At 72.6% G+C, this 22,648-nt stretch carries 14 protein-coding genes; 6 read left to right on the top strand and 8 right to left on the bottom strand.

Annotated elements, in window-relative coordinates; genetic code table 11:
- Positions 1-94: 94 nt before the first annotated feature.
- A complete protein-coding gene (locus tag J4709_RS38405) occupies positions 95-2,821 on the top strand; it encodes an MMPL family transporter (RefSeq protein ID WP_208248726.1) in 2,727 nt (908 codons plus the stop codon).
- Between the two features lie 3 nt (positions 2,822-2,824).
- Here the strand turns inward: J4709_RS38405 and J4709_RS55885 are convergent, their stop codons facing one another.
- Entirely contained in the window at positions 2,825-4,051 is a 1,227-nt protein-coding gene (locus J4709_RS55885; RefSeq protein ID WP_307801921.1) for a glycosyltransferase, read from the bottom strand.
- Between the two features lie 9 nt (positions 4,052-4,060).
- Positions 4,061-7,006, bottom strand: a complete 2,946-nt coding sequence (locus J4709_RS38395) for an MFS transporter (RefSeq protein ID WP_208248723.1) — start codon at positions 7,004-7,006, stop codon at positions 4,061-4,063.
- Between the two features lie 291 nt (positions 7,007-7,297).
- On the opposite strand from J4709_RS38395, the gene J4709_RS38390 reads away from it, so the two are divergent.
- The 3 genes from J4709_RS38390 (at position 7,298) to J4709_RS38380 (ending at position 16,254) form a co-directional block, all read left to right on the top strand.
- The gene (locus J4709_RS38390) at positions 7,298-13,822 is read left to right on the top strand and encodes a type I polyketide synthase (protein ID WP_208248720.1); all 6,525 of its coding nucleotides are present in this window, start codon (positions 7,298-7,300) and stop codon (positions 13,820-13,822) included.
- Between the two features lie 40 nt (positions 13,823-13,862).
- Positions 13,863-15,182: a crotonyl-CoA carboxylase/reductase gene (gene ccrA, locus J4709_RS38385; RefSeq protein ID WP_208248717.1), complete on the top strand. Its 1,320-nt coding sequence runs from the start codon at positions 13,863-13,865 to the stop codon at positions 15,180-15,182.
- A gap of 88 nt (positions 15,183-15,270) precedes the next feature.
- Complete coding sequence (locus tag J4709_RS38380) at positions 15,271-16,254, top strand: hypothetical protein (RefSeq protein ID WP_208248712.1); 984 nt, start codon at positions 15,271-15,273, stop codon at positions 16,252-16,254.
- A 55-nt stretch (positions 16,255-16,309) separates the two neighbouring features.
- Here J4709_RS38380 and J4709_RS38375 read toward each other — a convergent pair whose 3' ends face one another.
- From J4709_RS38375 to J4709_RS38365, 3 genes are all read right to left on the bottom strand, one after another.
- Entirely contained in the window at positions 16,310-16,960 is a 651-nt protein-coding gene (locus tag J4709_RS38375; protein ID WP_208248710.1) for a class F sortase, read from the bottom strand.
- Positions 16,953-17,696 carry a hypothetical protein gene (locus tag J4709_RS38370; protein WP_208248707.1) on the bottom strand — a complete coding sequence of 248 codons (744 nt, stop codon included), beginning with the start codon at positions 17,694-17,696 and terminating at the stop codon, positions 16,953-16,955. The genes J4709_RS38375 and J4709_RS38370 overlap by 8 nt, the downstream gene beginning before the upstream one ends.
- Before the next feature lie 316 nt (positions 17,697-18,012).
- Positions 18,013-18,543 carry a GNAT family N-acetyltransferase gene (locus tag J4709_RS38365; RefSeq protein ID WP_208248704.1) on the bottom strand — a complete coding sequence of 177 codons (531 nt, stop codon included), beginning with the start codon at positions 18,541-18,543 and terminating at the stop codon, positions 18,013-18,015.
- A gap of 562 nt (positions 18,544-19,105) precedes the next feature.
- On the opposite strand from J4709_RS38365, the gene J4709_RS38360 reads away from it, so the two are divergent.
- Both J4709_RS38360 and J4709_RS38355 read left to right on the top strand, forming a co-directional pair.
- Positions 19,106-19,930 carry a helix-turn-helix domain-containing protein gene (locus tag J4709_RS38360; protein WP_208248701.1) on the top strand — a complete coding sequence of 275 codons (825 nt, stop codon included), beginning with the start codon at positions 19,106-19,108 and terminating at the stop codon, positions 19,928-19,930.
- A complete protein-coding gene (locus J4709_RS38355) occupies positions 19,927-20,217 on the top strand; it encodes a DUF397 domain-containing protein (protein ID WP_208248699.1) in 291 nt (96 codons plus the stop codon). Before J4709_RS38360 ends, J4709_RS38355 begins: the two co-directional genes overlap by 4 nt.
- Before the next feature lie 75 nt (positions 20,218-20,292).
- Here J4709_RS38355 and J4709_RS53955 read toward each other — a convergent pair whose 3' ends face one another.
- The 3 genes from J4709_RS53955 to J4709_RS38340 form a co-directional block, all read right to left on the bottom strand.
- Positions 20,293-20,586 (bottom strand): helix-turn-helix domain-containing protein, encoded by a 294-nt coding sequence (locus tag J4709_RS53955; RefSeq protein WP_208248695.1) that lies wholly within the window; start codon positions 20,584-20,586, stop codon positions 20,293-20,295.
- Positions 20,587-20,932: 346 nt separating this feature from the next.
- Positions 20,933-21,892, bottom strand: a complete 960-nt coding sequence (locus J4709_RS38345) for a pyridoxal-phosphate dependent enzyme (protein ID WP_208248693.1) — start codon at positions 21,890-21,892, stop codon at positions 20,933-20,935.
- 44 nt (positions 21,893-21,936) lie between these two features.
- Entirely contained in the window at positions 21,937-22,566 is a 630-nt protein-coding gene (locus tag J4709_RS38340; RefSeq protein WP_208248691.1) for a class I SAM-dependent methyltransferase, read from the bottom strand.
- Between the last annotated feature and the right edge of the window lie 82 nt (positions 22,567-22,648).

Genomic DNA, 22,648 nt, shown 5'->3' with positions numbered 1-22,648 from the left:
GGCGAGGCCCGCCGTACGGCGCGTGCCGTACGGCATCGGCTCGACAGGGGCCGCGGGGCGCGGCGCCCGGCGGCCGTGACGACACAGGAGGACCATGCTCTCGGGGCTGGGGCGTCTGATCCACCGGCGGCGCTGGATCAGCCTCGTCTGCATCCTGCTGCTGACCTGCGTGGCCGGCGCCTGGGGCCTCGGGGTGTTCGCGAAGTTCAAGGCGGGCGGCTTCGAGGACCCGAACGCGTCCTCGACGCTCGTCGCGCGGCTCGGCGCGACCTATTTCGGCAGCACGAACCCCGACGTCCTCGTCCTCTACAAGAGCGACACGATGACGGTGGACGACCCGCGCTACGAGGCGGCCGTCGTCACCACCGTCGCGCGGCTGCCGAAGGACCGCGTCGAGGAGATCATCTCCTACTGGGCGCTGGACGAGAAGGACGCGGTGTCGTTCGCCTCCCGCGACAAGCACGAGACGTTCGTCGCGGTGAAGCTGAAGGGCGACGACCCGACCAAGCTGAAGAACTACCAGGACATCAAGGAGCGGCTGAAGGCGCCGGGGCTGACCGTGCGGTTCGGCGGCGCCGTCCCGCTCGGGCAGGAGTTCGGCGAGCAGGTCACCGCGGACATCGTCCGCGCGGAGACGATCACCGCGCTGCCGCTGATGATCCTGCTGGTGCTGCTGTTCGGCGCGGTGGTGGCGGCGTCGCTGCCGCTGGTCGTCGCGATGTTCTCGATGATCGGCGGCCTCGCCGTCCTGCACATCGTCACCTACGCCGCGGACGTGACGTCGTTCGCGCTCGAGGTCGTCACGATGATGGGCGTCGGCCTCGCGATCGACTACTCGCTGTTCATCATCAGCCGGTTCCGCGAGGAACTGCAGCGCGGCATGGCCGCGCAGGGGGTCCCGCCGGGGAAACCGTGGAAGCGAATACCCGGCAAGCAGGAGCGCAAGGCGGCGAAGAAGGCGCATCGGGAGGCGATGCGGCCGCTCCGCGAGGACGCGCTCGCCGCGACCCTCGCGACCGCCGGCCGCACCATCATGGTCTCCGGCGTCACCGTGTCCGCGGCCCTCGCGGGCCTGCTGCTGTTCCCGCAGATGTTCCTGCGGACGATCGGGCTCGCCGGCATCGCCACCGTCATGGTCGCCGTGTTCGGCGCGACCGTCCTGCTCCCGACGCTGCTCGCCATCCTCGGGCCGCGCGTCGAGGGCGGCCGGATGCCGTGGCGGCGGCCCACGTCCAAGCGCGCGCAGCGCGACCACGACAGCGGCTTCTGGTACCGGCTCGGGCACAGCGTCATGAAGCACCCGCTGCCGTACTTCGCGGTCGTGCTGGTGATCCTCGGCGTCATGTTCGGGCCGTTCCTGCACGTCCAGTTCGGCAGCATCGACGCCCGCGTCCTGCCGAAGGACAGCGCGACCCGCGCCGTCGTCGAGAACGTCAAGGCCGACTTCCCGAACGGCACCGCCGAACCCATCGACGTCGTCATCTCCGGCGACCTCATCCCGCGCGACTGGAAACCGTCCAAGTCGGGCGACAACATCCCGCCCTACCTGGAGGGCTTCCGCAAGAAGCTCGCCGCGCTCCCCGGCGTCACCGAGGCGAAGTTCACCGGCTACTCCGGCGCGTACGGCGGCGTCCGCATCTCCGTGACGCACAAGTACGAGCCGATGGACGAGCACGCGCAGGACCTCGTCAAACGGATCCGCGCGATGAGCCTCGAAAAGGACGGCTACCCGATGCACATCGACGTCGGGGGCAGCACGGCCGCGCAGATGGACCTGATGTCCAGCCTGATGCGCAGCCTGCCGAAGATGGCCATCGCCGTCGGGGTCGCCACGTTCATCCTGCTGTTCATGTTCTTCGGCTCGATCGTGCTGCCGCTGAAGGCCATCGTCATGAACGTCCTGTCGATCGGGGCGTCGTTCGGCGCGATCGTGTGGGGCTTCCAGTACGGGCACCTCGCCGGGATCCTCGACTTCACCCCGACCGGCGGCGTCGAGGCCACCAGCATGATCCTCATCCTCGCCGTCGTGTTCGGCCTGTCGATGGACTACGAGGTCTTCCTGCTCAGCCGCATCCGCGAGGAATGGGACCGCACGCACGACAACCGCGCCGCGGTCGCCCGCGGCATGCAGCACACCGGCGGCATCATCACCAGCGCCGCGCTGCTGTTCCTCGTCGTCATCGGCGCGTTCAGCATGGCCGGCATCACCGTCGTGAAGCTGATCGGCGTCGGCATGTTCGTCGCGGTCGTCGTGGACGCGGCGCTCGTCCGGTCCCTGCTCGTCCCCGCCACCATGCGGTTCATGGGCAGGGCGAACTGGTGGCTGCCCGGGCCGCTGGCGTTCCTGCACGCCAAGATGGACCTGCGCGAGCACAGCGTCGCCGGGGCCGGCGCCGGTCCGGCGGCCGTGGCGGTGCCGCCGCCCCTGCCCGAGGCGCAGCCGTTCCCGTACCGGATGCACTGGGAGCAGGGCTCTGCCGAGGCTCCCGCGCCGCCCCCGCCGCCTCCGGCTCCCGTGCCGCCTCCGGCTCCCGTGCCGCCTCCGGCTCCTCCGGCTGCTCCGCTGAACGTGCACGATGCGTTCAAGCCGGCCATGCAGCCCACCCCCGGCGGACCGTCCAACGGCGAACGCCCGCAACTGGTGTTCCGCGACCCGAGTCCCGCCGCCGCGGCGGCCCGCCCGGCGCAGCCGCAGCCGCAGGCGCCGTGGTCTCCGTGGGCGAACGGCCGACCGGAGCCCCGCCCCGTCCGCCCCCCGCGGGTCAAGCGCCGGATCGTCCCGTCCCCCGACGGCAACGGCTGGACGTGGAGCTCCGACTGACCCTCAGCGCAGCAGCCCCGCGATGACCTCCCGGGCGCGGCCCACACCGTCCTCCGCCCGGATCCGCCGGCCCACCTCGTAGGCGCGGTCCGCCATCTCCTGGTCCTCGGACACCCGCCGCAGCTTGCGCGCGAGGCGCGGCACCGTCATCGCCCGGAACGGCAGCGGCGACGGCCCCGCGCCCAGCGCCGCGACCCGCTCCCCCCAGTACGGCTGGTCGCCGAAGAACGGGCACACCACCGTCGGCACCCCGAACCGCAGCCCCGCCGCGGTCGTCCCCGCCCCGCCGTGGTGCACCACCGCCGACATGCGCGGGAACAGCCACGAATGCGGGACGTCCCGCACCGCGAGGACCTCGTCGTCGGAGCTGGCCGGGTCGCCCTGCACCACGCCGCGGACACCCGCGAGCCGCAGCGCAGCCCGCACGATCCGCCCGGTCATCTCCGCGTCCTTCGGCACCATGCTCCCGAACCCGACGTAGACCGGCGGCGGCCCCGCGTCCATGAACGCGGCGATCTCCTCCGGCGGATCCCACTCCGGCTCGTCCAGGAACCAGTACCCGGTCATGTGCACGCTGGCCGGCCAGTCCGCCGGACGCGGCACCACGGCCTCGCTGAAGCACGCCAGCACCGTCGTCCCGTCCCGCCGCAGGCCCCGCAGCGGCAGCTTCGGCAGGCCGAGCCGCTCGTCCCGCCACGGGTTGATGAACGGCCGCGACAACTGCCACGCGATCTGGTCGACCGCCCCGAAGCTCGCCCGGTTCCCCCACCGCCCCAGCGTCCGCGGCACGAACGGGTGCGGGAACGCGCCCGTCGGCCGGCTCGGCTGGAAATGGATCAGCGCCCGCGGCACGCCGAGATGCTCGCCGATGTGCTCCGGCAGGAACCCGAGCGTCGGCCCCAGGATCAGATCGGCGCCCTTGCACGCGTCCAGGCACTCGCCCAGCAGCCGCTCCGCCATCGGGCCGAGGATCCGCCGGAACCCGCCGAGGAACTTCACCGGATTCCGCCCGCCGGCCAGCAGCTCCTGCCCCGCGTCCGACTCCAGGATCTCCGTCGGATCCGCGGTCAGCGCCGCGAGCTCCAGCCCGGCCGCCACCGCCATCGGCGCGTACCGCGCGCTCGCGACCAGCCGGACCTCCTCACCCCGCTCCCGCAGTGCCCGCCCGAGCGCCACGCACGGCTGGATGTCCCCCCGCGAACCCGCGGCGAAGATCACGATTCGGCTCACGGAAGCTCCTCACCACGCATCGCTGCGCGGACGCATGTCCGGCCCACCGGCCGGGTCCTCGTCCTCGGGCACATAGGGCGCGTACATCCACCCGTCCGGTGGCGGCGGGGGCCATCCCGGCCCCCCGACCTCCGGCACCTCGTCGTCCGGCGCGGCCTTCGCGCCTGCGCGCCCGGCCACCCAGGCATCCCCAGGCTCCCCGCCCGCAACGCCCTGCGGCTGGCCCGGCCGATCATCGGCGGCCGCCCCATCGCGAGCCTCGCCTCCCCGACGCTCCACGCCGTCCGCCGACCCGCCACCGGACGCAGAGCTCCCCACGTCGGCCGCCCCCGCCTCGGGCGTCACCGTGTCGGGCGTCACCGTGTCGGGTGCAGCAGTGTTGGGCGTCACCGCGTCAGGTGTGCCCGCCTTGAGCGTCGCCGTGTCGGGCGTCGCCGTGTCGGGCGTCGCCGCGCCGGGCATCATCGCCCTGGGTGCTGCGGTGGCGGGTGCCACTGTGTTGGGCGTCGCCACATCGGGTGCCGCCGTGTTGGGTGCCGCGGCGTCGGGCGTCGCCGTCCCAGGCGCCGTCGCGTCGGATGGCATCGCCTCGGGCGCCGTCGAGTCGAGCGTTACGGCCTCAAGCGCCGCCGCGTCGGGTGTCGCCGCGTTGGGCGTCGCCGCCTCAAGCGGCGCCGCGTTGGGCGTCGCTGCCTTGGGGGCCTTCGCCTCGCCGTTGAGTTGATCGCTGAGTGGCACGTTGCCCTGGGCGGGTGGTGCTTCTTCGGTGGCCTTTCGGCCGGTCGTTGCTGTGGCGTCGAGGGGGTCGGTGCCCTCTAGCTTCAATGTGACCGGCGGGGGCGACGTGCCGGCGTGCTGGTCGTCGGCCTGGTCCGGCTTGCCTTGGACGGGCGTTGCCGCGGAGTGCTCGTCGTCGCGTGGCTGAACCTGCGCCGCCGGTCGGGGGCCGTCCGCGGCCTGGGGGGCGGTGGGCTCCGTGTCGGATGCGGCCGGTGCTGTGGCGCTGGGCTTCTCGGGGTTCTTGGCGCGGGACGCGAGGTCCTTGAGGACGGCGTCCGCGATGGGTTCCGAGCCGGGGGCGGGGGCCGCGAGGGGGGACGTGCCGCCGGGCGTCCAGCGGTCGGGGAGGGTGGCGAGGGGGTCGCCGGCGAGGGGGAGGGTGCCGCGGGAGCGGGCGGCGGACTCGTCGTCGAACCACTTGCTGGTGGGCGGCGGCGCGGGCTCGTCGTCGGGGGTGGTCCACGTGGGGATGGCGGTGTCGGCCCAGTCCTGCCAGGGGGACGTCGCGTCGGGCGGGGCGGGGCGCCAGGTGGCGGGCGCGTCGTCGTCGGGGGTGTCGCTCCACCAGTGCGGGCCGGGGGTGCGGGGTGCGGCCATGGTCTCCGTTTCCGTCCTGAAGGGGAGGGGGGCGGGGACGGGCTCGGCGGACGGGGCGGCGCCGGCGGGGTCGGGGGCGGGGACGACGGGGAGCGGGTCGCGGGGGGTGGCGGTGGCGACGGTGGCGAGGGCCGGGGCGGGGGCGGGGGCCGCGGCGGGTTCGGTGATGAGGGGGGCCTGCTTGCCGTGCTTGGGGCCGAGCCAGCCGCGCCGGCTGGGCAGGGTGAGGGCGCTGATGACGCCGCCGATGAGGACGAGCCCGGCGCCGAGGGCGAGGCCGGAGGAGGTGCCCTGCCGGAACGATTCGAGGGCCTTGGTGCTCGCGCCCTCCGCGGGGATGGTGTGGACGAGGAGGCCGACGATGGCGATGCCGAACGCGCCGGACGCCTCGCGGATGACGTTGATGACGCCGCTGGCGACGCCGGCGCGCTTCTCGGGGACGGCCTTGAGGACGTACATGACGAGGGGCATGGCGAGGGCGGCGCCGACGCCGACGAGGAGGACGCCGGGCATGAGGTCGGCGTAGCCGTCGCCGATCTGGAGGGTGGAGAACAGCACCATGCCGACGCCCATGAGGGCCATTCCGGCGCCGATGGCGGGGCGGGGGCCGAGTTTGGTGGCGAGCAGGAACGCGACGGGCGTCAGCACCATGATGGTGAGGGCGGGGGGCAGCATGACGAGGCCGGCCTCGGGCGGGGAGAAGCCGAGGAAGCGCTGCAGGAACGGCTGGGAGTAGAACATCATGCCGTTGAAGCCGATGCCGTAGAGCATCTGCGAGACCAGCCCGCCGGTGAAGACGCGGTTGCGGAAGAACCGCAGGTCGATCATCGGTTCGGGGGCCCAGCTCTCGACGACGATGAAGCAGACGAGGGCGATGGCGCCGAGGGCGAAGGTGCTGAGGACGGACGGGTCGGTCCAGCCGTGCTTGTTGCCGTCCTCGAGGCCGTAGATGAAGGCGAACAGCATCGTCGCGGAGATGAGCACGCCGGGCAGGTCGATGCGGGCGCGCCGGTTCTTGCCGCGGCCGGTGAGGACGACGGCGCCGAGCAGGATGACGAGGATGCCGGGGACGATGTTGATGAGGAAGATCCAGCCCCAGTGGAAGTGCTCGACGATGATGCCGCCGATGGTAGGGCCGAGTGCGGTGGCGCTGGACGCGGCGCCGATGAAGACGATGTTGCCGATGGAGCGCTGCTTGTCGTTGCGCCCGACGGTGACCATGACCTGGGTGGCGGGCAGGACGAGCGCGGCGCCGCCGCCCTGCACGATGCGGGCGAGGATGAGCACTTCGGAGGTGTGGGCGAGGCCGCAGACGGCGGAGGCGGCGGTGAAGACGACCATGCCGGTGGTGAAGGTGACGCGGCAGCCGTAGATGTCGGTGAGCCGCCCGCCTGTGATCATCAGGCAGGAGAACATCAGGATGTAGCCGGTGGCGACCCAGTCCTTGGCGGAGGACGTCATGCCGAGGTCGGCCATGATCCTGGGCAGCGCGGTGAAGACCACCGTGTTGTCCATGGTGGTCATGAACGCGCTGACGGCCACCACCGCCAGCGCCCATCGGTATCGGCCGCGGGTCACCTGATCCTGCGGCGGGGGTCCCGTGCCGTCGGGAAATCCGCCGCTTCCCCCTAAAAGCGTTCGTGGCTATTGTTACTATTGGTTGGCATCCGGTCACTCGGCCCGCTGTTAGGCCAGAGTCCCTCAACTATCCCATCAGGCCACATTGGTTACTGCCGAGTCTTGTCATCACCGTGACAAGTAGCGGGGGAGAAAAGTGGTCTGGATGCGCATCGTGAGCCGGTCACCGTAGGACAAAGTGGTCCCTCCGCTTCGATGAACGATCCCGGTTTCATGGGGGGAACCCACCGCATGCAGAGCAACGATCGTTCCGGAGCCGCGCGGGACAACGCGGAGGGCGACCCGCGGATCGGTGAGGACGCGATTCGCCGGCACCTGGTCGAGCAGATCGCGCGCCGCTCCCGGATCGCCGAGGCCGAGGTCGACCCGGACCGTCCGCTCGAGGAGTTCGGGCTGGCGTCGCGGGACGCGGTGGCGATCGCGGGGGATCTGGAGCAGATGCTGGGCCGGGCGCTTCCGGCGACGCTGGTGTGGGAGCACCCGACGATCAGCAAGCTGTCCCGGGCGCTGGCGGGCGGAGCGGGCGCGGCCGAGGCGGAGGCGGAGCAGGCGGCGCCGGTCCGGGCGGCGGTGCGGGACGACGAGCCGATCGCGGTGGTCGGGATCGGCTGCCGGTTCCCCGGCGGTGACCGCGACCTGACGGGCCCGGCGGAGTACTGGCGGTTCCTGACGGGCCGGGGCGATGCGATCCGGGAGGTGCCGGACGGCCGCTGGGACCCGTTCGACGACGGTTCCCCGGAGGTCGCGGACCGGCTGGCGCGGACGACGCGGCTCGGCGGGTTCCTGGACGACGTGGCGGAGTTCGACGCGCAGTTCTTCGGGATCACGCCGCGCGAGGCGGCGGTGATGGATCCGCAGCAGCGGCTCGTCCTGGAAGTGGCGTGGGAGGCGTTCGAGCACGCGGGGATCGGCCCGGCGTCGCTGCGCGGCAGCCGCACCGGGGTGTTCGTGGGGGTGTCGGCGCCGGAGTACGCGGCGTTCACCGCGTCGGATCTGGCGTCGCTGGAGCCGTTCACGGCGACGGGCGCGGCGCTGAGCATCATCGCGAACCGGCTGTCGTACCTGCTGGACCTGCGCGGCCCGAGCATGATCGTGGACACGGCGTGCTCGTCGTCGCTGGTGTCGGCGCATCTGGCGGTGCAGGCGCTGCGCAGCGGCGAGGCGGACGTGGCGCTCGCGGGCGGCGTGAACGTGCTGCTGTCGCCGACGGTGACGATGACGTTCGACCTGGCGGACGCGACGGCGAAGGACGGGCACTGCAAGGCGTTCGACGCGTCGGCGGACGGGATGGTCCGCGCGGAGGGCTGCGGCGCGGTGGTGCTGAAGCGGCTGTCGGACGCGGTCCGCGACGGCGACCGGGTCCTCGCGGTGATCAAGGGTTCGGGCGTCAATTCGGACGGCCGCTCCAACGGCCTGGTGGCGCCGAATTCGGACGCGCAGCGGGCGCTGCTGCGGGACGTGTACGCGGCGGCGGGCGTGGGGACCGGCGAGGTCGACTACGTCGAGGCGCACGGGACGGGCACGTTCCTGGGCGACCCGATCGAGGCGAAGGCCGTCGGGGAGGTGCTGGGCGCGGGCCGGGCGGAGGACGAGCCGCTGCTGATCGGTTCGGCGAAGAGCAACCTCGGCCACATGGAGTCGGCGGCGGGCGTCGCGGGCCTGATCAAGACGGTCCTGGCGCTGCACCACAAGGTGATCCCGGCGAGCGCGCATTACAAGGAGCCGAATCCGCACATCCCGTTCGACGAGCTGCGGCTGAAGGTGGTCGCGGACGAGACGCCGTGGCCGGAGCGGAGCCATCCCGCGCGCGCGGGCGTGTCGGGGTTCGGGTTCGGCGGGACGAACGCGCATGTGCTGCTGGAGGAGGCTCCGGCGCAGGAGTTCGTGTCCCGGCCGGCGGTGATCCGGACGTTCCCGCTGTCGGACACGGCCGACGACCGCGTCCGCGACCATGCCGCGCTGCTGGCGGGCTGGGCGGCGGACCGCGATGACGTGAGGCTCGCCGATGTGGCGCGGACGCTGCACCGGCGCGGCGGGCGGGGCCGGTCGCGCGCGGCGGTGTCGGCCCGTGACCGCGCGGGTCTGGTCGAGGGCCTGAAGGCGCTCGCGGAGGGCCGCCCGCACCCGGGCGTGGTGACGGGGTCGGCGCTCGGTGTGCCGGGACGTCCGGTCTGGGTGTTCTCCGGGTACGGGGCGCAGCGCGCGGGCATGGCGCAGCGGCTGCTGGAGGAGGAGCCGGCGTTCGCCGAGGCGATCGACGACCTCGACGGCCTGTTCGCCGAGGAGGGCGGCCCGGACCTGTGGTCGCTGCTGGAGGAGGGCCGCAAGCCGGACGGCCCGGCCGACACGATGCCGGTGCTGTTCGCGATCCAGCTCGGCCTGGCGCGGATGTGGCAGTCGTACGGCGTGGTGCCGGGCGCGGTGATCGGGCATTCGATGGGCGAGGTCGCGGCGGCGGTCGTCGCGGGCGCGCTGACCCCGCAGGACGGCGTCCGGGTGATCGTGCGGCGGTCGAGGCTGCTGACGCAGCTGGTCGGCGGCGGCGCGATGGCGGTGCTCGGCGCGTCCGCGCAGGAGGTCGAGCGGCTCGCGGACGGGCTGCCCGAGGTGTACGCGGCGGTGCACTCGTCGCCGAAGCAGACGGTCGTGACGGGCGACGCCGACCAGGTGGCCGAGATCGTCAAGCGCGCGGAGGCGGAGGGACGCCTCGCCCGGATGATCCAGGCGGAGGGCGCGGGCCACTCCCCGCAGGTCGATCCGCTGCTGCCCGACCTGCGCGAGCAGCTCGCCGAGGTCGGCCTGGAGCCGGGCGCGCCGCTCGCGGACGGCATCAGGCTCTACACGACGGCGCTGCCCGACCCGCGCGCGTTCGACGGCGACGGCGCCCGCCTCGACGTCGAGTACTGGGCGGCGAACCTGCGCAACCCGGTCCGGCTGACGGACGCGGTGTCGGCGGCGGCCGAGGACGGTTTCCGGACGTTCGTCGAGGTCAACGCGCATCCGATCCTCGCGCACGCGGTCGGTGAGACGCTCGGCGGCAGCGGCGCCCTCGTCACGCACACGCTGAAGCGCGCGCCCAAGGGTCAGGAGACCGACGACACCCTGACGTTCCACGCGCAGCTCGCGACGCTCGCCGCGCACGGGCTCGCCGTTGCACAGCCTGTGGACGGACGGATCGTGGACGTCCCGCAGTCGCCGTGGCGGCACGAGCGCCACTGGGTCGACCTGTCCACGCGCAACCGCGGCGGCCGCGACGAGCATCCGCTGCTCGGCGCGCACGTCGAACTGCCCGGCGAGGACCGGCACGCGTGGCGCGCCGACGTCGGCCTGGACGCGCAGCCCTGGCTCAACGACCTGGCCGTGCACGGCCTGCACGCGCTGCCCGTCGCGGCGTTCGCGGAGATGGCGCTGGCGGCGGGCGCGGAGGCGCTCGACACGGATGCCGTCCGTGTCAACAGCCTGTGGATAGAGCGGCCGCTCGCGCTCGCCGAGCACACGACGGTGACGACGACGTTCGCCGAGGCGGAGCAGCGCGTCGAGGTGCACGCGCTGACGCCCGCGGGCACGTGGGCGCGGCTGGCCAGCGCGGACGTCGGCGAGGACACCCGTCCCGCCCCCGCGCCGGAGCCCGGCGCGGCGACGGAGGTCGCGGGCGCCGAGCGCGGGTCGCGGCACTACCGGCTGCACCCCGAGGTGTTCGACCGCTGCCTGGCCGCGCTGTCGGCGGAGGCCGCGGCGGTCGCGGGCGGCGGCGTCTGGCTCGCCGAGACGCTCGGGAGCCTGCGCGTGCACGGCCCGGCGCACCGCGGCGGGCACGTCCGCGCGGCGGTCGTCGAGGACGACGGCGAGCTGACCGGTTCCGTCCTGCTGCTGGACGCGGACGGCGAGGTCCTGGTGGAGGCGACCGGCATCGTGCTGCGCCGCACCGAACGCCACGACGTGCCCGTCCCCGTCGCGGACAAGCTGGTCGAGCTGGTCTGGGACGAGACCGAGGCGCCCGAGCCCGGCGACGGCGACGGCACCTGGCTGATCCTCGCCGAGGACGGCGACGCGCTCGCCGCGGCGACGGCCGCCGGGCTGGAGGAGCGCGGCCGCCGCGTCACCCGCCGCGGCCTCGACGACCTGGGTGACGCCTCCGGGATGGACGGCGTCGTGCTCGTCCCGTCCGCCGACCTCGTCGACGAAGACCTCGTGCTCGCCATCGCGGGCGTGAGCCGCTCGCTGCCCGACGGCCCGCGCCTGTACGTCGCGACGCACCGCGCCGTCCCCGTCCTCGACGGCGAGGCGGGCGAGCCCGGGCACGGGTTCGCCGCCGCGCTGGCCCGCGTCCTGGCGTTCGAGCGGACCGTCCAGCGGGCGACGCTCGTCGACGTGGACCGTCCCACCGACCTGGTCGCCGAGCTGCTCGGCGGCGACGGCGCCCGCGAGGTCGCCCGGCGCGGCGGCCGCCGCCACGTCGCGCGCCTCGCCCAGGCCGCCCTGCCGGACGCGAAGCCGAAGAAGATCGTCCGGCGCGGCGGCGCGTACATCATCACCGGCGGGTACGGCGGGATCGGCCTGGTCACCGCGCGGCTGCTGGCCGAGCGCGGCGCGGGCCGGATCGTCCTGTCCGGCCGCAGCGGCCCCGGCGCCGACGCCGAGAAGGTGATCGCGAAGCTGCGCGAGGGCGGCGTGGACGTCGGCGTCGTCCTCGGCGACATCGCCGCGCCCGGCACCGCCGAACGCCTCGTGCAGGTCGCGCAGGAGGGCGGCGTGCGGCTGTGCGGCGTCGTGCACGGCGCCGGCGCGATCGACGACCGGCTGATCGCCGACCTCGGCGCCGAGGATCTCCACAGGGTGTGGACGGCGAAGGTCGAGGGCGCGCGGCGGCTCAGCGACGCCACCTGGGACTCGGGCCTCGACTGGTTCGCCGTGCACTCGTCGGCGGCGGCGCTGCTCGGCTCGCCCGGCCAGGCCGCGTACGCGGCGGCGAATGCGGCGATCGACGCGCTGACCGCGTACCGGCGCGCGCACGGCCGCCCCGGCACCACGATCGGCTGGGGCACCTGGTCGCGCGTCGGCGGCGCCGCCGAGACCGCGGTGACCGTCATCGACCCGATCAGCCCCGAGGAGGGCGCCGAAGCCCTCGAAGCGCTCCTCGCGCACGGCATGACCGCGACGGGCGTGCTGCGGTTCGACCCGGTCACGGCCGTCGAGCTGTTCCCCGAGATCCGCAACATGCCGTACTTCGCGGCGCTGACGGAGGCGGCGGCCGAGCGCGGCGCCGACGAGGCGGGCGACTGGCCCGGCGTCGACGCGCTCAAGGAACTCGACCCGGCCGAGGCGCGCGCGCTGATCGCCGCGCAGATCCGGTACCGGATCGCGTCCGTCCTCGGGTTCGACCCGGAACGCCTCGACCCGGCCGTCCCGCTCACCGACCTCGGCCTGGACTCCCTCGTCGCCGTCCGGATCAAGAGCGGCGTCGAGCACGACCTCGGCCTCACCGTCCCGCCCGCCGTGCTGCTGCAGGGCGCGAGCGTGAACGTGTTCGAGGAGTGGGCGTCCGGCGAGCTCGGCCTCGCCGACGCCGCCGCCCCCACCGCCGTGTCGAACGCCGAGTCCGGCTACGTGATGCCGCGCGACGCCGCCGAGCGCCTCGCCGTCCGGATCTTCGAGGACGTCCTCGGCCTCGACCGCGTCGGCGTCACCGCCGACTTCTTCGCCGACCTCGGCGGCCAGGAGCACCAGGCCGACCAGGTCGTCGCGATGGTCGCCGCCGAGCTCGGCGGCGAGGTCACCCGCGGCGAGCTGTTCGAGGTGCCGACCGCCGAGAACGTCGCCGAGGTCATCCGGGCCGCCGACGAGGAGGCCGCGCGGCAGACCGTCCGGCCCCTCAAGCCGACCGGGGACCGCCGCCCGATCTTCATCGCGCACCCCGCCGGCGGCACCACCGCCTGCTACCGGCAGCTCATCGACCTGCTCGGCGACGACCAGCCCGTCTACGGCCTGGAGCGGTTCGAGGACGCCCCGTCCGTCGAGGAGCGCGCCGCCCGCTACGTCCAGCACCTGCTCGAAGCGCAGCCCGAGGGCGCGTTCCGGCTCGGCGGCTGGTCGTTCGGCGGCGTCCTCGCCTACGAGACCGCCCGGCAGCTGCGGGCGGCCGGACGAGAGGTCGAGTTCGTCGCGCTGTTCGACGCGGGCATCCCCCTCCCGGTGGACGACGAGTCCGACACCCTCGCCCGCCGGTTCTCCGCGTTCGCCGACTACATCAACGAGACGTACGGCCTGGACGTCACGCTCACCTACGACGAGCTGTCCGGGCTGGACGAGGAGGCGCAGTTCGCGCTGGTCATGGAGCGGGCGGCGCCGCTGGTGGACTACATCCCGCCGGCGGCCCTCACCCACCAGCTCACGTCCCACCAGGACACCCGATCCCTGGAGGCGTACCAGCCCGGCACCTACGACGGCCGCGTCGTCCTCTACTACGCGCCCGAAGAGACCCCCTGGGCGGTGCGCGACGCGCGCTACGTGCTCGACGGGACCAACGGTTTCGGCGGGCTCTGCTCCGACCTGGAGATCGTCACGATCCCCGGGGTGCACCACCTGAACCTGCTGGACCCGCCGGGCGTGGAGATTCTCGCCGCGCACCTGGAGGGCCGGCTCGCCGGACGCGCCCCCGCCGCGGACGGTGCGAACCCGCGGCCCGCGGACGGCCCGGACGCGCGCGACGCGTCCGGCCGCGCCCGGACCGCGGCACGGTCGACCATGGCCCGCTGAGGGCCGCGCCCCCCACCCCGTCGTTCCACGGAGGACACCCATGGCCAACGAACTGCTCGACGCCGTCCGCTCCGGAGCGAGCGGACCCGAACTGCAGGACATCGACCTGCCGTCCCGGTTCCGTGCCGCGTTCACCCGCAAGGACGAGGTCGGCATCTTCGACGGCCAGACCGACAAGGACGTGCGCAGGTCGCTGCACGTCGGCGATGTGGACATGCCCGAGCTGGCGCCCGACGAGTGCGTGGTCGCGGTGATGGCGGCGGCGATCAACTTCAACACCGTCTGGTCGGCGATCTTCGAGCCGGTGCCGACGTTCGCGTTCCTGGAGAAGTTCGGCCGGCAGGGCTGGTACGGCGCCCGCCACGACCTGCCGTACCACATCCTCGGCTCCGACGGCTCCGGCGTCGTCGTCCGCACCGGCTCCGGCGTGAAGAGCTGGAAGGTCGGCGACAAGGTCGTGCTGTCCCCGTCCTACGTGGACGAGGAGGACCACGGCTCCTACGACGACGGCATGATGTCGGAGTCGCAGCTCGCCTGGGGCTTCGAGACCAACTTCGGGTCGCTCGGCGAGTACTGCATCGTCAAGGCGAACCAGCTCATCAGGAAGCCCGCGCACCTCAGCTGGGAGGAGGCCGGCTCCAACACCCTGTGCGCCGCGACCGCGTACCGGATGCTCGTCGGCACCCACGGCGCCCGCATGAAGCAGGGCGACGTCGTGCTGATCTGGGGCGCGACCGGCGGGCTCGGCTCGTTCGCGACGCAGCTCGTCAAGAACGGCGGCGGCATCCCGGTCGGCGTCGTCTCCTCCGAGGAGAAGGCGGACATCGTCCGGGCGCAGGGCTGCGAGCACGTCATCAACCGCAACGACCTGAACCTCGGCGAGCAGGGCCTGCGGCACCCGAAGGCGGGCCGGATGCTCGGCGAGGCGATCCGCCGCCTCGTCGGCGAGGACCCCGGCATCGTGTTCGAGTACCTCGGCCGCGAGACGTTCGGCGCGTCCGTCTACGTCGCCAAGCGCGGCGGCAAGATCGTCACCTGCGGCTCGTCGACCGGCTACAAGCACGAGTACGACAACCGGTTCCTGTGGATGCGGCTGAAGAGCATCATCGGCTCGCACGGCTTCAACTACCACGAGGCCGTCGAGGTGAACCGGCTGTTCTCGCTCGGCATGATCCACCCGACGCTGTCCTCGGTGTTCCCGCTGGACGAGGCGGGCGAGGCGACCCGCGCCGTCCAGACGAACCAGCACATCGGCAAGGTCGCCGTCCTCTGCGGCGCCACCGGCGAGGGCCAGGGCGTCGAGGACCCGGCGCTGCGCGAGCGCATCGGCGAGGAGAAGTTCAACCTGTACCGCCGCTGACCGTCCCGGAACGGCCCCGGCGCGCACCGCGCCGGGGCCGTTGCCTTGACCGGTGGTCCCGGAGGGTTCGGGGGTTCATGATGGCGGAGTGACCTTCAGGGGTGGGCGCCAGCGGGGCGCGCGCGAGGAAGCCGCACGTTTCGAGACCCGGCTGACGGCGTTCGGTGAACTGCTCGCCGCCCACCCGTTCTCGGCCGACCGCCCCGACGCGACGCACGAGATGGCGGTCGAGTACGCGCGCGCCCTCGACGCCTACGAGGCCGCCAAGCGCGCGGCGGCCCGTGATCTGGCACTGGCCGGACGGGAACTCGCCGCGGGGCTGACGGCGCTGAACCGCCTCAACGCCCACCTCGTCGGCACCGCGACGCCCGAGGCCCCGGCCCCGGCTGTGGCGAAGCCGGAGGCCCGGCGCCCGGAACCGCAGGTGGAAGCGGAGGCGGAGGCGGCACCGGTCAAGGGGCCCCATGAGGTCCGCGGGCCGGACGTCCCGCGACCGCGCGCCCCAGGCGACCGGGCGAGGCCGCGCCTGCGCGACCGCTACACCTCAGGGCAGCTCGCGAAGCGGACGGGCGTCACGGTCGCGGCCGTCTACCTCCTCGTCCTCGCCGTCCTGGGCTCCTGGTGGCTGGCGCTCGTCGGTCTGATGGCCCTGATGATGGGCGGCGGCCTGGCCCTGTTCGGAGGCCTCCTGGGATGGACATCGGTGACCCAGATCGTGGGCGCCGTCAGAGGGGGACTGGTCAGCGCCGAGTACGTCCGCACCACCAAGAAGGTCTCGTACGCGCTGCGCGAGGCCCCCTACCAGCACTTCTACCTGTACGTGGGCGCCGACGGCGAGAAGGTGACCTACCAGCGTGACGCGCTGAGCCCGTCCCTTGCGGCCTTGCCGACCCGGCGGCTCTGGCTGGTGAAGGGCGGCGGCCGGACCGGAATGGAGACCCACCTGAGCGGCCTTCTGGTACCGCCGCTGATGTTCCTTCTTCTGGCCTTCGGCGTCCCTCTGTTCCTCTTCGGTACGGTCGCCGTCCTGTACGCCTGCCCGGGCCTGCTGATCCGGGCGCTGGCCGGTTGACGCCGGAGACGGGAACGCCCGCCCGCCCGCGCGTGCGGACGAACGGGCGCGCCCGTCAGGACGCGGTCATCCTGGCGTAGACGATCAGGTTCTCGGTGTAGTGGCCGGCCTTCGGGTCGAAAGCGCCGCCGCACGTCACCAGGCGCAGCGCCGGATGGTCCAGCGACTCGCCGAAGACCTTCTGGTGCGGGAACGCGTCCTTGTTGACGCTCTGCGACCGCTCCACGGTGAACGTGGCGGTCGTCCCGTCCTTGCGGCCGACCTGGATCTTGTCGCCCGGCTTCAGCTCCTTGAGCCGGAAGAACACCGCGGCCTTCTTGTTCGCGTCGACGTGCCCGAGGATCACCGCGGGCCCGACCTCGCCGGGGGTCGGCCCCTCCTTGTACCAGCCCGCCAGGTTCGGCCGGCTGAGCGGCGGCTCCTCGATCTGCCCGTTCGGCTTCAGCCCGATCTGCCCGACCGGCGCCGAAACCCCGATCTTCGAGATCGTGATCTTGACGGGCTCGGACGGGGCCAGCGACGAGACGTTCGACGCGGCCGTGGTGCCGCCCGGCGTCCCGCTCGCCGTGGGCGCCGGCGACGGCGAGGACGCCGCGCTCCCGCCCCCGCCACCGCAGCCGCCGAGCAGCAGTCCGGTGAGCAGCGCGCCGGCCGCCGCGGCCTGGAGGCGGCGGCGGCCGGCGGCCCGTGCGGAGGACTCAGGCAACGGTCGACCGCTCCCGCGCCGTCCGGCGGCGCAGCGCGACGGCGCCGAGCCCGGCGGCCGCGAGCGCGCCCCAGCCGATCGCCATCAGCGGCGCGCCGGAACCCGCCGCCGGGCGGTACATGCTGCCGTCACCGGTGTCGATCCGCCCGTTCGGGATCTTCGGCGTGGTCGGCTGCATGCTGTTGCCGCCCTTGGAGGGGTTCTTGGACGGGTGCGTGCTGTACTTCACGGACCCGAAGCCCTTGCAGACCACCGTCGCGACCGTCGGGTCCGGCAGGCTGCTCTTGAACGTGCCGGTCGCCGTCCAGGTGGCCTTGCCTGCCTTGCGCACCGGCAGCGGGCTGCGGGTGTAGCCATTGCTTGTGATGGTCACCGCGCTCGGGCAGGTCACCGTGAACGTCGTGTGCCGCCCGGGCGCCACGACCCGGCTCGACAGCTGCACCTTGTCGAACCCGAACCGGAACACCGGCTTCGGCGTGACCGGCGGCGACGGCTTGGTGGGCGGCGTCTGGCCGCTTATGTCCACCCAGTGGGGCACCTTCTGCCCGGCCTTGAGGGCGCACTTCAGCAGCGTGCCGTCCGCCAGCTTGACCTTCTTGCCGATGTCGGCCTTCTTGCAGAACTGTCCGGCCTTGGGCCCGCTCTGCGTGGGCGAGTCGGCGAGTGCGGGACCCGCCATCCCGAGCACCAGGGCCCCGGTGGCGACCGCCGCCGCGGCCAACTGAGTCGCGCGCATTGGCTTACTCCTCTGATCGGGGGACTCGCAGTGCGCCCGGGCTGGGCTCGCATCCTGGCCGGTGGCGGGGGGAGCCGCGGGAACGCGCGGCTCGCAGAGGCGGGTGCGCTCGTGGGTCGAGGCCCGGTGTGCCTGACGAGAACGATGGGCCTGGAGTTTAGCGGGATCAAGCGCCGCACAACCGGAATGCGGCCGAAACATTGGCTGACTGGCCATTTCCGGAAATCTGCGCGAATGGTGTAAACCTGCGGCGCCCCCTACGCGACCTTCCCATCGTCCCAGCTCATCCCGGCCGCCACCCGCCCGATCAAGATCTTTAAGCGCGCGGCGGGAAGGGAAGATCGCGGACGTACCAGTCGTGCCGCGTTCCGTCCGCGCCGCAGGCGTGCCCGGCGGGAGCGAACCCGGCCCTCCGGGCGACGGCGACGGACGCGGAGTTCTCCGGCTCCACCCGGATCACCGCCTGCCGCCCGCCCGCGGTCGCCGCGTACCCGCACGCAAGGAGCACCGCGCGCGTCGCGAGGCCGCGTCCCCGCCATGCCGGATAGATGCCGTAGGCGACGTTCATCTGGCCGGGGCCCAAGCCCTCGACATTGGACCGCAGATCGACCGTCCCCGCGAGCGTCCCGGCGGGTTCGACCCGAATGCCGAAGGCGCGAAGCGACCCACCGGTGTCCCACTGCTCCTGGCAGTGCCGGATGTAGGCGTCAACAACGCTGCGCGTGCTCCGGCCCCCGCTGAGCCACCGCACCATCGGCTCGTCCTCACCCGCCAGATGCGCCTCCGCGTCGTCCGGACGCAACGGGGACAGGGTGATGACCCCGTCGGACAGCTCCACGTCACCCATCCGACGATTCTCGACCGTCGGACGGCCTCCACGCCATCCGATAAACGCCGTCAGGACGGCCACGGTGGCGAGATTTCCGCGCCGACCGAGGCGCCCTCAGCCGGCCGGGCCCGCGCCGGTGAGCCGGGGGCGCCCACCGGCCGGGCCCCTCCGATGACCGGATCCGGCCGTTCATCGGAAGTTCCTAATGCGCCTCTGCGCGCGCGCCGCCTCCTTTAGCAACTCGCTACGCAGTTCCTCTATGCACGCCCTCATCACCGTCGCGTCGACGCCTGCGCGCGCGTCTAGGAGTGTCGCCACGTATTCGCCGGGCATCCCGTCCCACCGGCGCGAACGCCATATGCGGTGCCCAGGGAATTCCTGCCGAAGACGCTCGATAGCGGGGTCATCTGGTTTCGATTTTCTGTCTTCCACGGAAGGTCCCATGCGCGGATTCGCGGGCGAAGAATGTGTTATAAGACTCACAGAGGCGCGCCGGCCCCCGCCAGCAATCACTCCCCGGGAAGGCGCAACCCCCCGAAAGATCAACCAAACCCGAAGCCGGGTTTCAGAAGGAGATTCCATGGGCTCGCGCAACGAACCATACGAAGCCCCCGCAATTCAGGCATTCGCCTCAGAGTTGACGGCCTGGCGGGAAAAGGCCGGCCTCAGCAAGACCGCCCTGGCCGAGACCCTCGGCTACACCCCGCAGTGGATCTGCCAGGTCGAGGCGGCCAAGAGCATCCCGTCCAAGGACTTCGCCGAGAACCTCGACACCTACTTCAAGACCAACGGCGTCTTCGAGCGCCAGCAGAAGCGCATCATCGAGACCCGCCACATGGCCATCCTCCCGCCCGGCTTCACCGAGTACCAGCAACGCGAAGCCGAAGCCAGCCAGGTGCGCGTCTACCAGTTGACGCTCATCCATGGCCTACTCCAGACCGAGGAGTACTCGCGTGCGGTCATCGGCCACAACCAGGATGTGGACACGGTGGAGCGTCTCGTCGCAGAGCGCCTCAAGCGACAGGAACTTTTGACCCGCGAGAACCCGCCGTATGTGTGGTTCACTCTGGACGAGGCCGCATTGCGGCGAAAGATCGCGGGTCCGGAAATCATGCGCAGTCAACTCGCGCACCTACTCGATCTTGACGAACGTCCCAACATCTCGATCGACATCGTCCCGCAGCGCGAGGGGTACTACCCCGGGCTTGCGGGGAGCTTCACCATCCTGACCTTCATGGATGCGCCGGACGTCGTGTACGGCGAGATCGCGGGGCAGGGAATGCTCATTCAGGAGCCGCGAGTCGTCGCAGACTTCGCAGTACGGTACAACTCGATGCGAGGTGATGCGCTCCGAGTTGAGGAGTCGCGTGCCCTGATCACGAGTGTGATGGAGGAGTACGGATGACCGGACTGGATCTGTCAGCCGTGAAGTGGCGTAAAGCAAGCCGTAGTGCTCATGGCGGCGGCGATTGCGTGGAGGTCGGCGGCGTCCCGCAGGTGCCGGATGGGGCGTGGCGCAAGGCGAGCCGAAGTGCCCATGAGGGCGGCGATTGCGTCGAGGTCGCCGAGATGGCGCCGTTGGTGGCGGTGCGGGATTCCAAGGACCCGGACGGCCCGAAGCTCGCGTTCGGCGCGTCCGCATGGCGGGCCTTCGCCGAGCGCGTGAAGGCCGACGCCCACGACCTGGCCTGACGAGACCCGCTGGAGAGCCTCCGGCCGGACCGACCGAACGGGGGCTCTCATCGCGATCGTGATCGGGATGCGTCGTCAGGCGGCGTCGGTGAACTCCACCTTGAGCTTGGCGTCGAGGGCATGGGCAAGCCTCTCTAGGACGCCGATGGTCGGTGTCGGGCCACCCGACTCCAAGCGGGACAGGGCGGGCTGTGTCATCCCCGCCCTCCTCGCGAGCTCCGACTGTGTCAATCCCAGCGCCAGACGTCGCTGCCGAACCGCGTTGCCCAGTTCGAACGCCAGACGGGCTTCCTCCCGGCCCGCGCGTACCTCATCGCTGTCGCGGCCGGCACCAGGCTCCCAGCGATAGTGAGGGCTGTGTTCATTCACGCGTCACACCTCCCTGAATTAGTTCCGCCGCGCGTGAGCATGTTCGGCTTCGCACTGCTTACGTGCTCACAAGGCCCGCTCGACCTCGGCGCCAGGGCCGGGGAGCCTGCCGCCTCACCAGACACGGGGCTGCGGTCCGGTGGAGTTCCAGCCTGCCAGGCTCTCGCTGCCGCATCCGGGATTACTGGCAAGGTCCAGCGCGTAGCGATCCGGCGGTGATCGTCGCGTGCGCTCCGCACCGGGCGGCGGCCGGAGTGTCCGTCAGGGCCCGACGCGCGGGGGGCGGGATCCTGCAAGCCCGATGGAGGGTCCTCTGGTCGGACATGGTCCATCGGGATTGGATGCGTCAGTGCAGGCCGAAGTGCTCGGCCCAGGAGGTCACGGTGGTGGGGTCGGTGTTGGCGCCGCACAGCACCAGGCCCAGGCGGGCCCGGTCGCCGACCCGGTCGAGGACGCGCCGGGCGGCGGGGAGCAGGCAGCCGGCCGCCGGCTCGGTCCAGACCTTCGCGTGCTCGGCAAGGTCCAGGACGCCCTGCACGGCCTCCGCGTCCGACACCACCAGGACCTCCTTGACCAGCGCCGACACGTGATCGTAGGTCAGCTGGGAGACGGCCGGCGGGCTGAGGGTGGACACGATGGACGACAACGCGACGGGCACCGGTCCATGGGCGGCGAGCGCCGCGGACATCGTCTCGGCACCCTGGGTCTCCACTCCCCAGACCCGCACGCCCGGCCGCCGCGCCCGCAGTGCCGCGGCCACCCCGGAGATCAGCCCGCCGCCGCCGATGCTGACCAGCACGTCGGTCAGCTCGCCGGCGTCCTCGGCCATTTCCAGCCCGGCCGTACCCTGACCTGCGATGACGTCCGGGTCGTCGAACGGGTGCACGACCGCCATGCCCTCGGCCTGGAGCCGCTCCATCAGCGTGAACGCGGCGTCCACGGTGTCGGCCAGCCGCACCGCGGCCCCGGCGGACTCGGCGATCTCGACGGCGCGCGCCGGCGCCGACCGCGGCATGACGACGGTCGCCTTGACGTCGAGCGCGGCGGCCATCACCGCGACCGCGATCGCATGGTTGCCGCCGCTCACCGCCACCACGCCCGCCGCGCGTTCGGCGTCGCCGAGAGCCAGCAGCTTGGCGGTCGCCCCTCGCGCCTTGAAGGACCCGGTGCGCTGCAGCATCTCCAGCTTGACGGTGACGGGGACGCCGAGCAGATCGGTCAACCCGGGGCTCGGCACCGTCGGTGTGCGGACGACGTGCCCGGCGATCAGCTCGGCCGCCGCCTCGATCTCTCCAACACCGATCACCACGGCCACCTTTCACGCTCCCACCGTCCCGGCCGCACGCAAACCTACACAGCGTCCGGGGGCGGGTTCTTGGCGGTGGTCGCTGTGACGGCTCGGGGGCCTAGGGCGATGGTCTGCGCGCTGGGGTCGGTGAAGCCGGCGGACGTGGCCAAGGAGCATGCCTGTTCTGGGTCCTCGGGCAGGTACAGGTCTTGGGCGACGAGGTCGGCGAAGACGCCGGACGGGCGGAACCGGGACGCCACCGGCAGCGTGAAGCCGATCCGGCCGCCGGGACGCAGGGCGCGGCGCCAGTCGGCGAGGGCGCGCATGCCCAGGAAGTGGAGCGAGGAGGCGCAGAGGATCAGGTCGAGCGAGGCGTCGGGGACCGGCAGCGGGACGGCCGGTGCCGCGCGCCAGTCGATCGCGTCGGCGCGGCCCTGCCGTTCCGCCCGGGCCTTGCCGACCGCGATCATGTCCGGGGACAGGTCCACCGCGAGGACGGTGGGCGCCGCGCGCAGCCGCGCCGCGACCTGCAGGGCGACCGCGCCGGCGCCGCAGGCCACGTCGGCCACCGCGTCCCCGGGGGCGGGCGGCGCGAGTTCGAGCAGGGCACGCGCGATGGCGTCGTGGTGATCGTGGTCGTACGTGCCGGCCAGTTCACCGAAAGCCTCGGCCATCCGCGCGGAATCGCTCATGATGGAACGCTAGCCGCCGCACACGGCGGGTACGTCCGGGTGTGTCACATGAAGGGCGTGCGAAACGTCGTCTATGCGGCGG

Source organism: Actinomadura violacea (assembly GCF_017573465.1).
Classification (GTDB): domain Bacteria; phylum Actinomycetota; class Actinomycetes; order Streptosporangiales; family Streptosporangiaceae; genus Spirillospora; species Spirillospora violacea.
Note: the sequence above shows the minus strand (reverse complement) of the source record. Positions and strands in the feature narration are given on the sequence as shown.

What these genes read in the sequence shown, in the direction of transcription:
- J4709_RS38405 (WP_208248726.1), top strand. Translation starts at nt 95, where the DNA reads ATGCTCTCGGGGCTGGGGCGTCTGATCCACCGGCGGCGCTGGATCAGC.
- J4709_RS38390 (WP_208248720.1), top strand. Translation starts at nt 7,298, where the DNA reads ATGCAGAGCAACGATCGTTCCGGAGCCGCGCGGGACAACGCGGAGGGC.
- ccrA (WP_208248717.1), top strand. Translation starts at nt 13,863, where the DNA reads ATGGCCAACGAACTGCTCGACGCCGTCCGCTCCGGAGCGAGCGGACCC.
- J4709_RS38370 (WP_208248707.1), bottom strand. Translation starts at nt 17,696, where the DNA reads ATGCGCGCGACTCAGTTGGCCGCGGCGGCGGTCGCCACCGGGGCCCTG.
- J4709_RS38365 (WP_208248704.1), bottom strand. Translation starts at nt 18,543, where the DNA reads ATGGGTGACGTGGAGCTGTCCGACGGGGTCATCACCCTGTCCCCGTTG.
- J4709_RS38360 (WP_208248701.1), top strand. Translation starts at nt 19,106, where the DNA reads ATGGGCTCGCGCAACGAACCATACGAAGCCCCCGCAATTCAGGCATTC.
- J4709_RS38355 (WP_208248699.1), top strand. Translation starts at nt 19,927, where the DNA reads ATGACCGGACTGGATCTGTCAGCCGTGAAGTGGCGTAAAGCAAGCCGT.
- J4709_RS38340 (WP_208248691.1), bottom strand. Translation starts at nt 22,566, where the DNA reads ATGAGCGATTCCGCGCGGATGGCCGAGGCTTTCGGTGAACTGGCCGGC.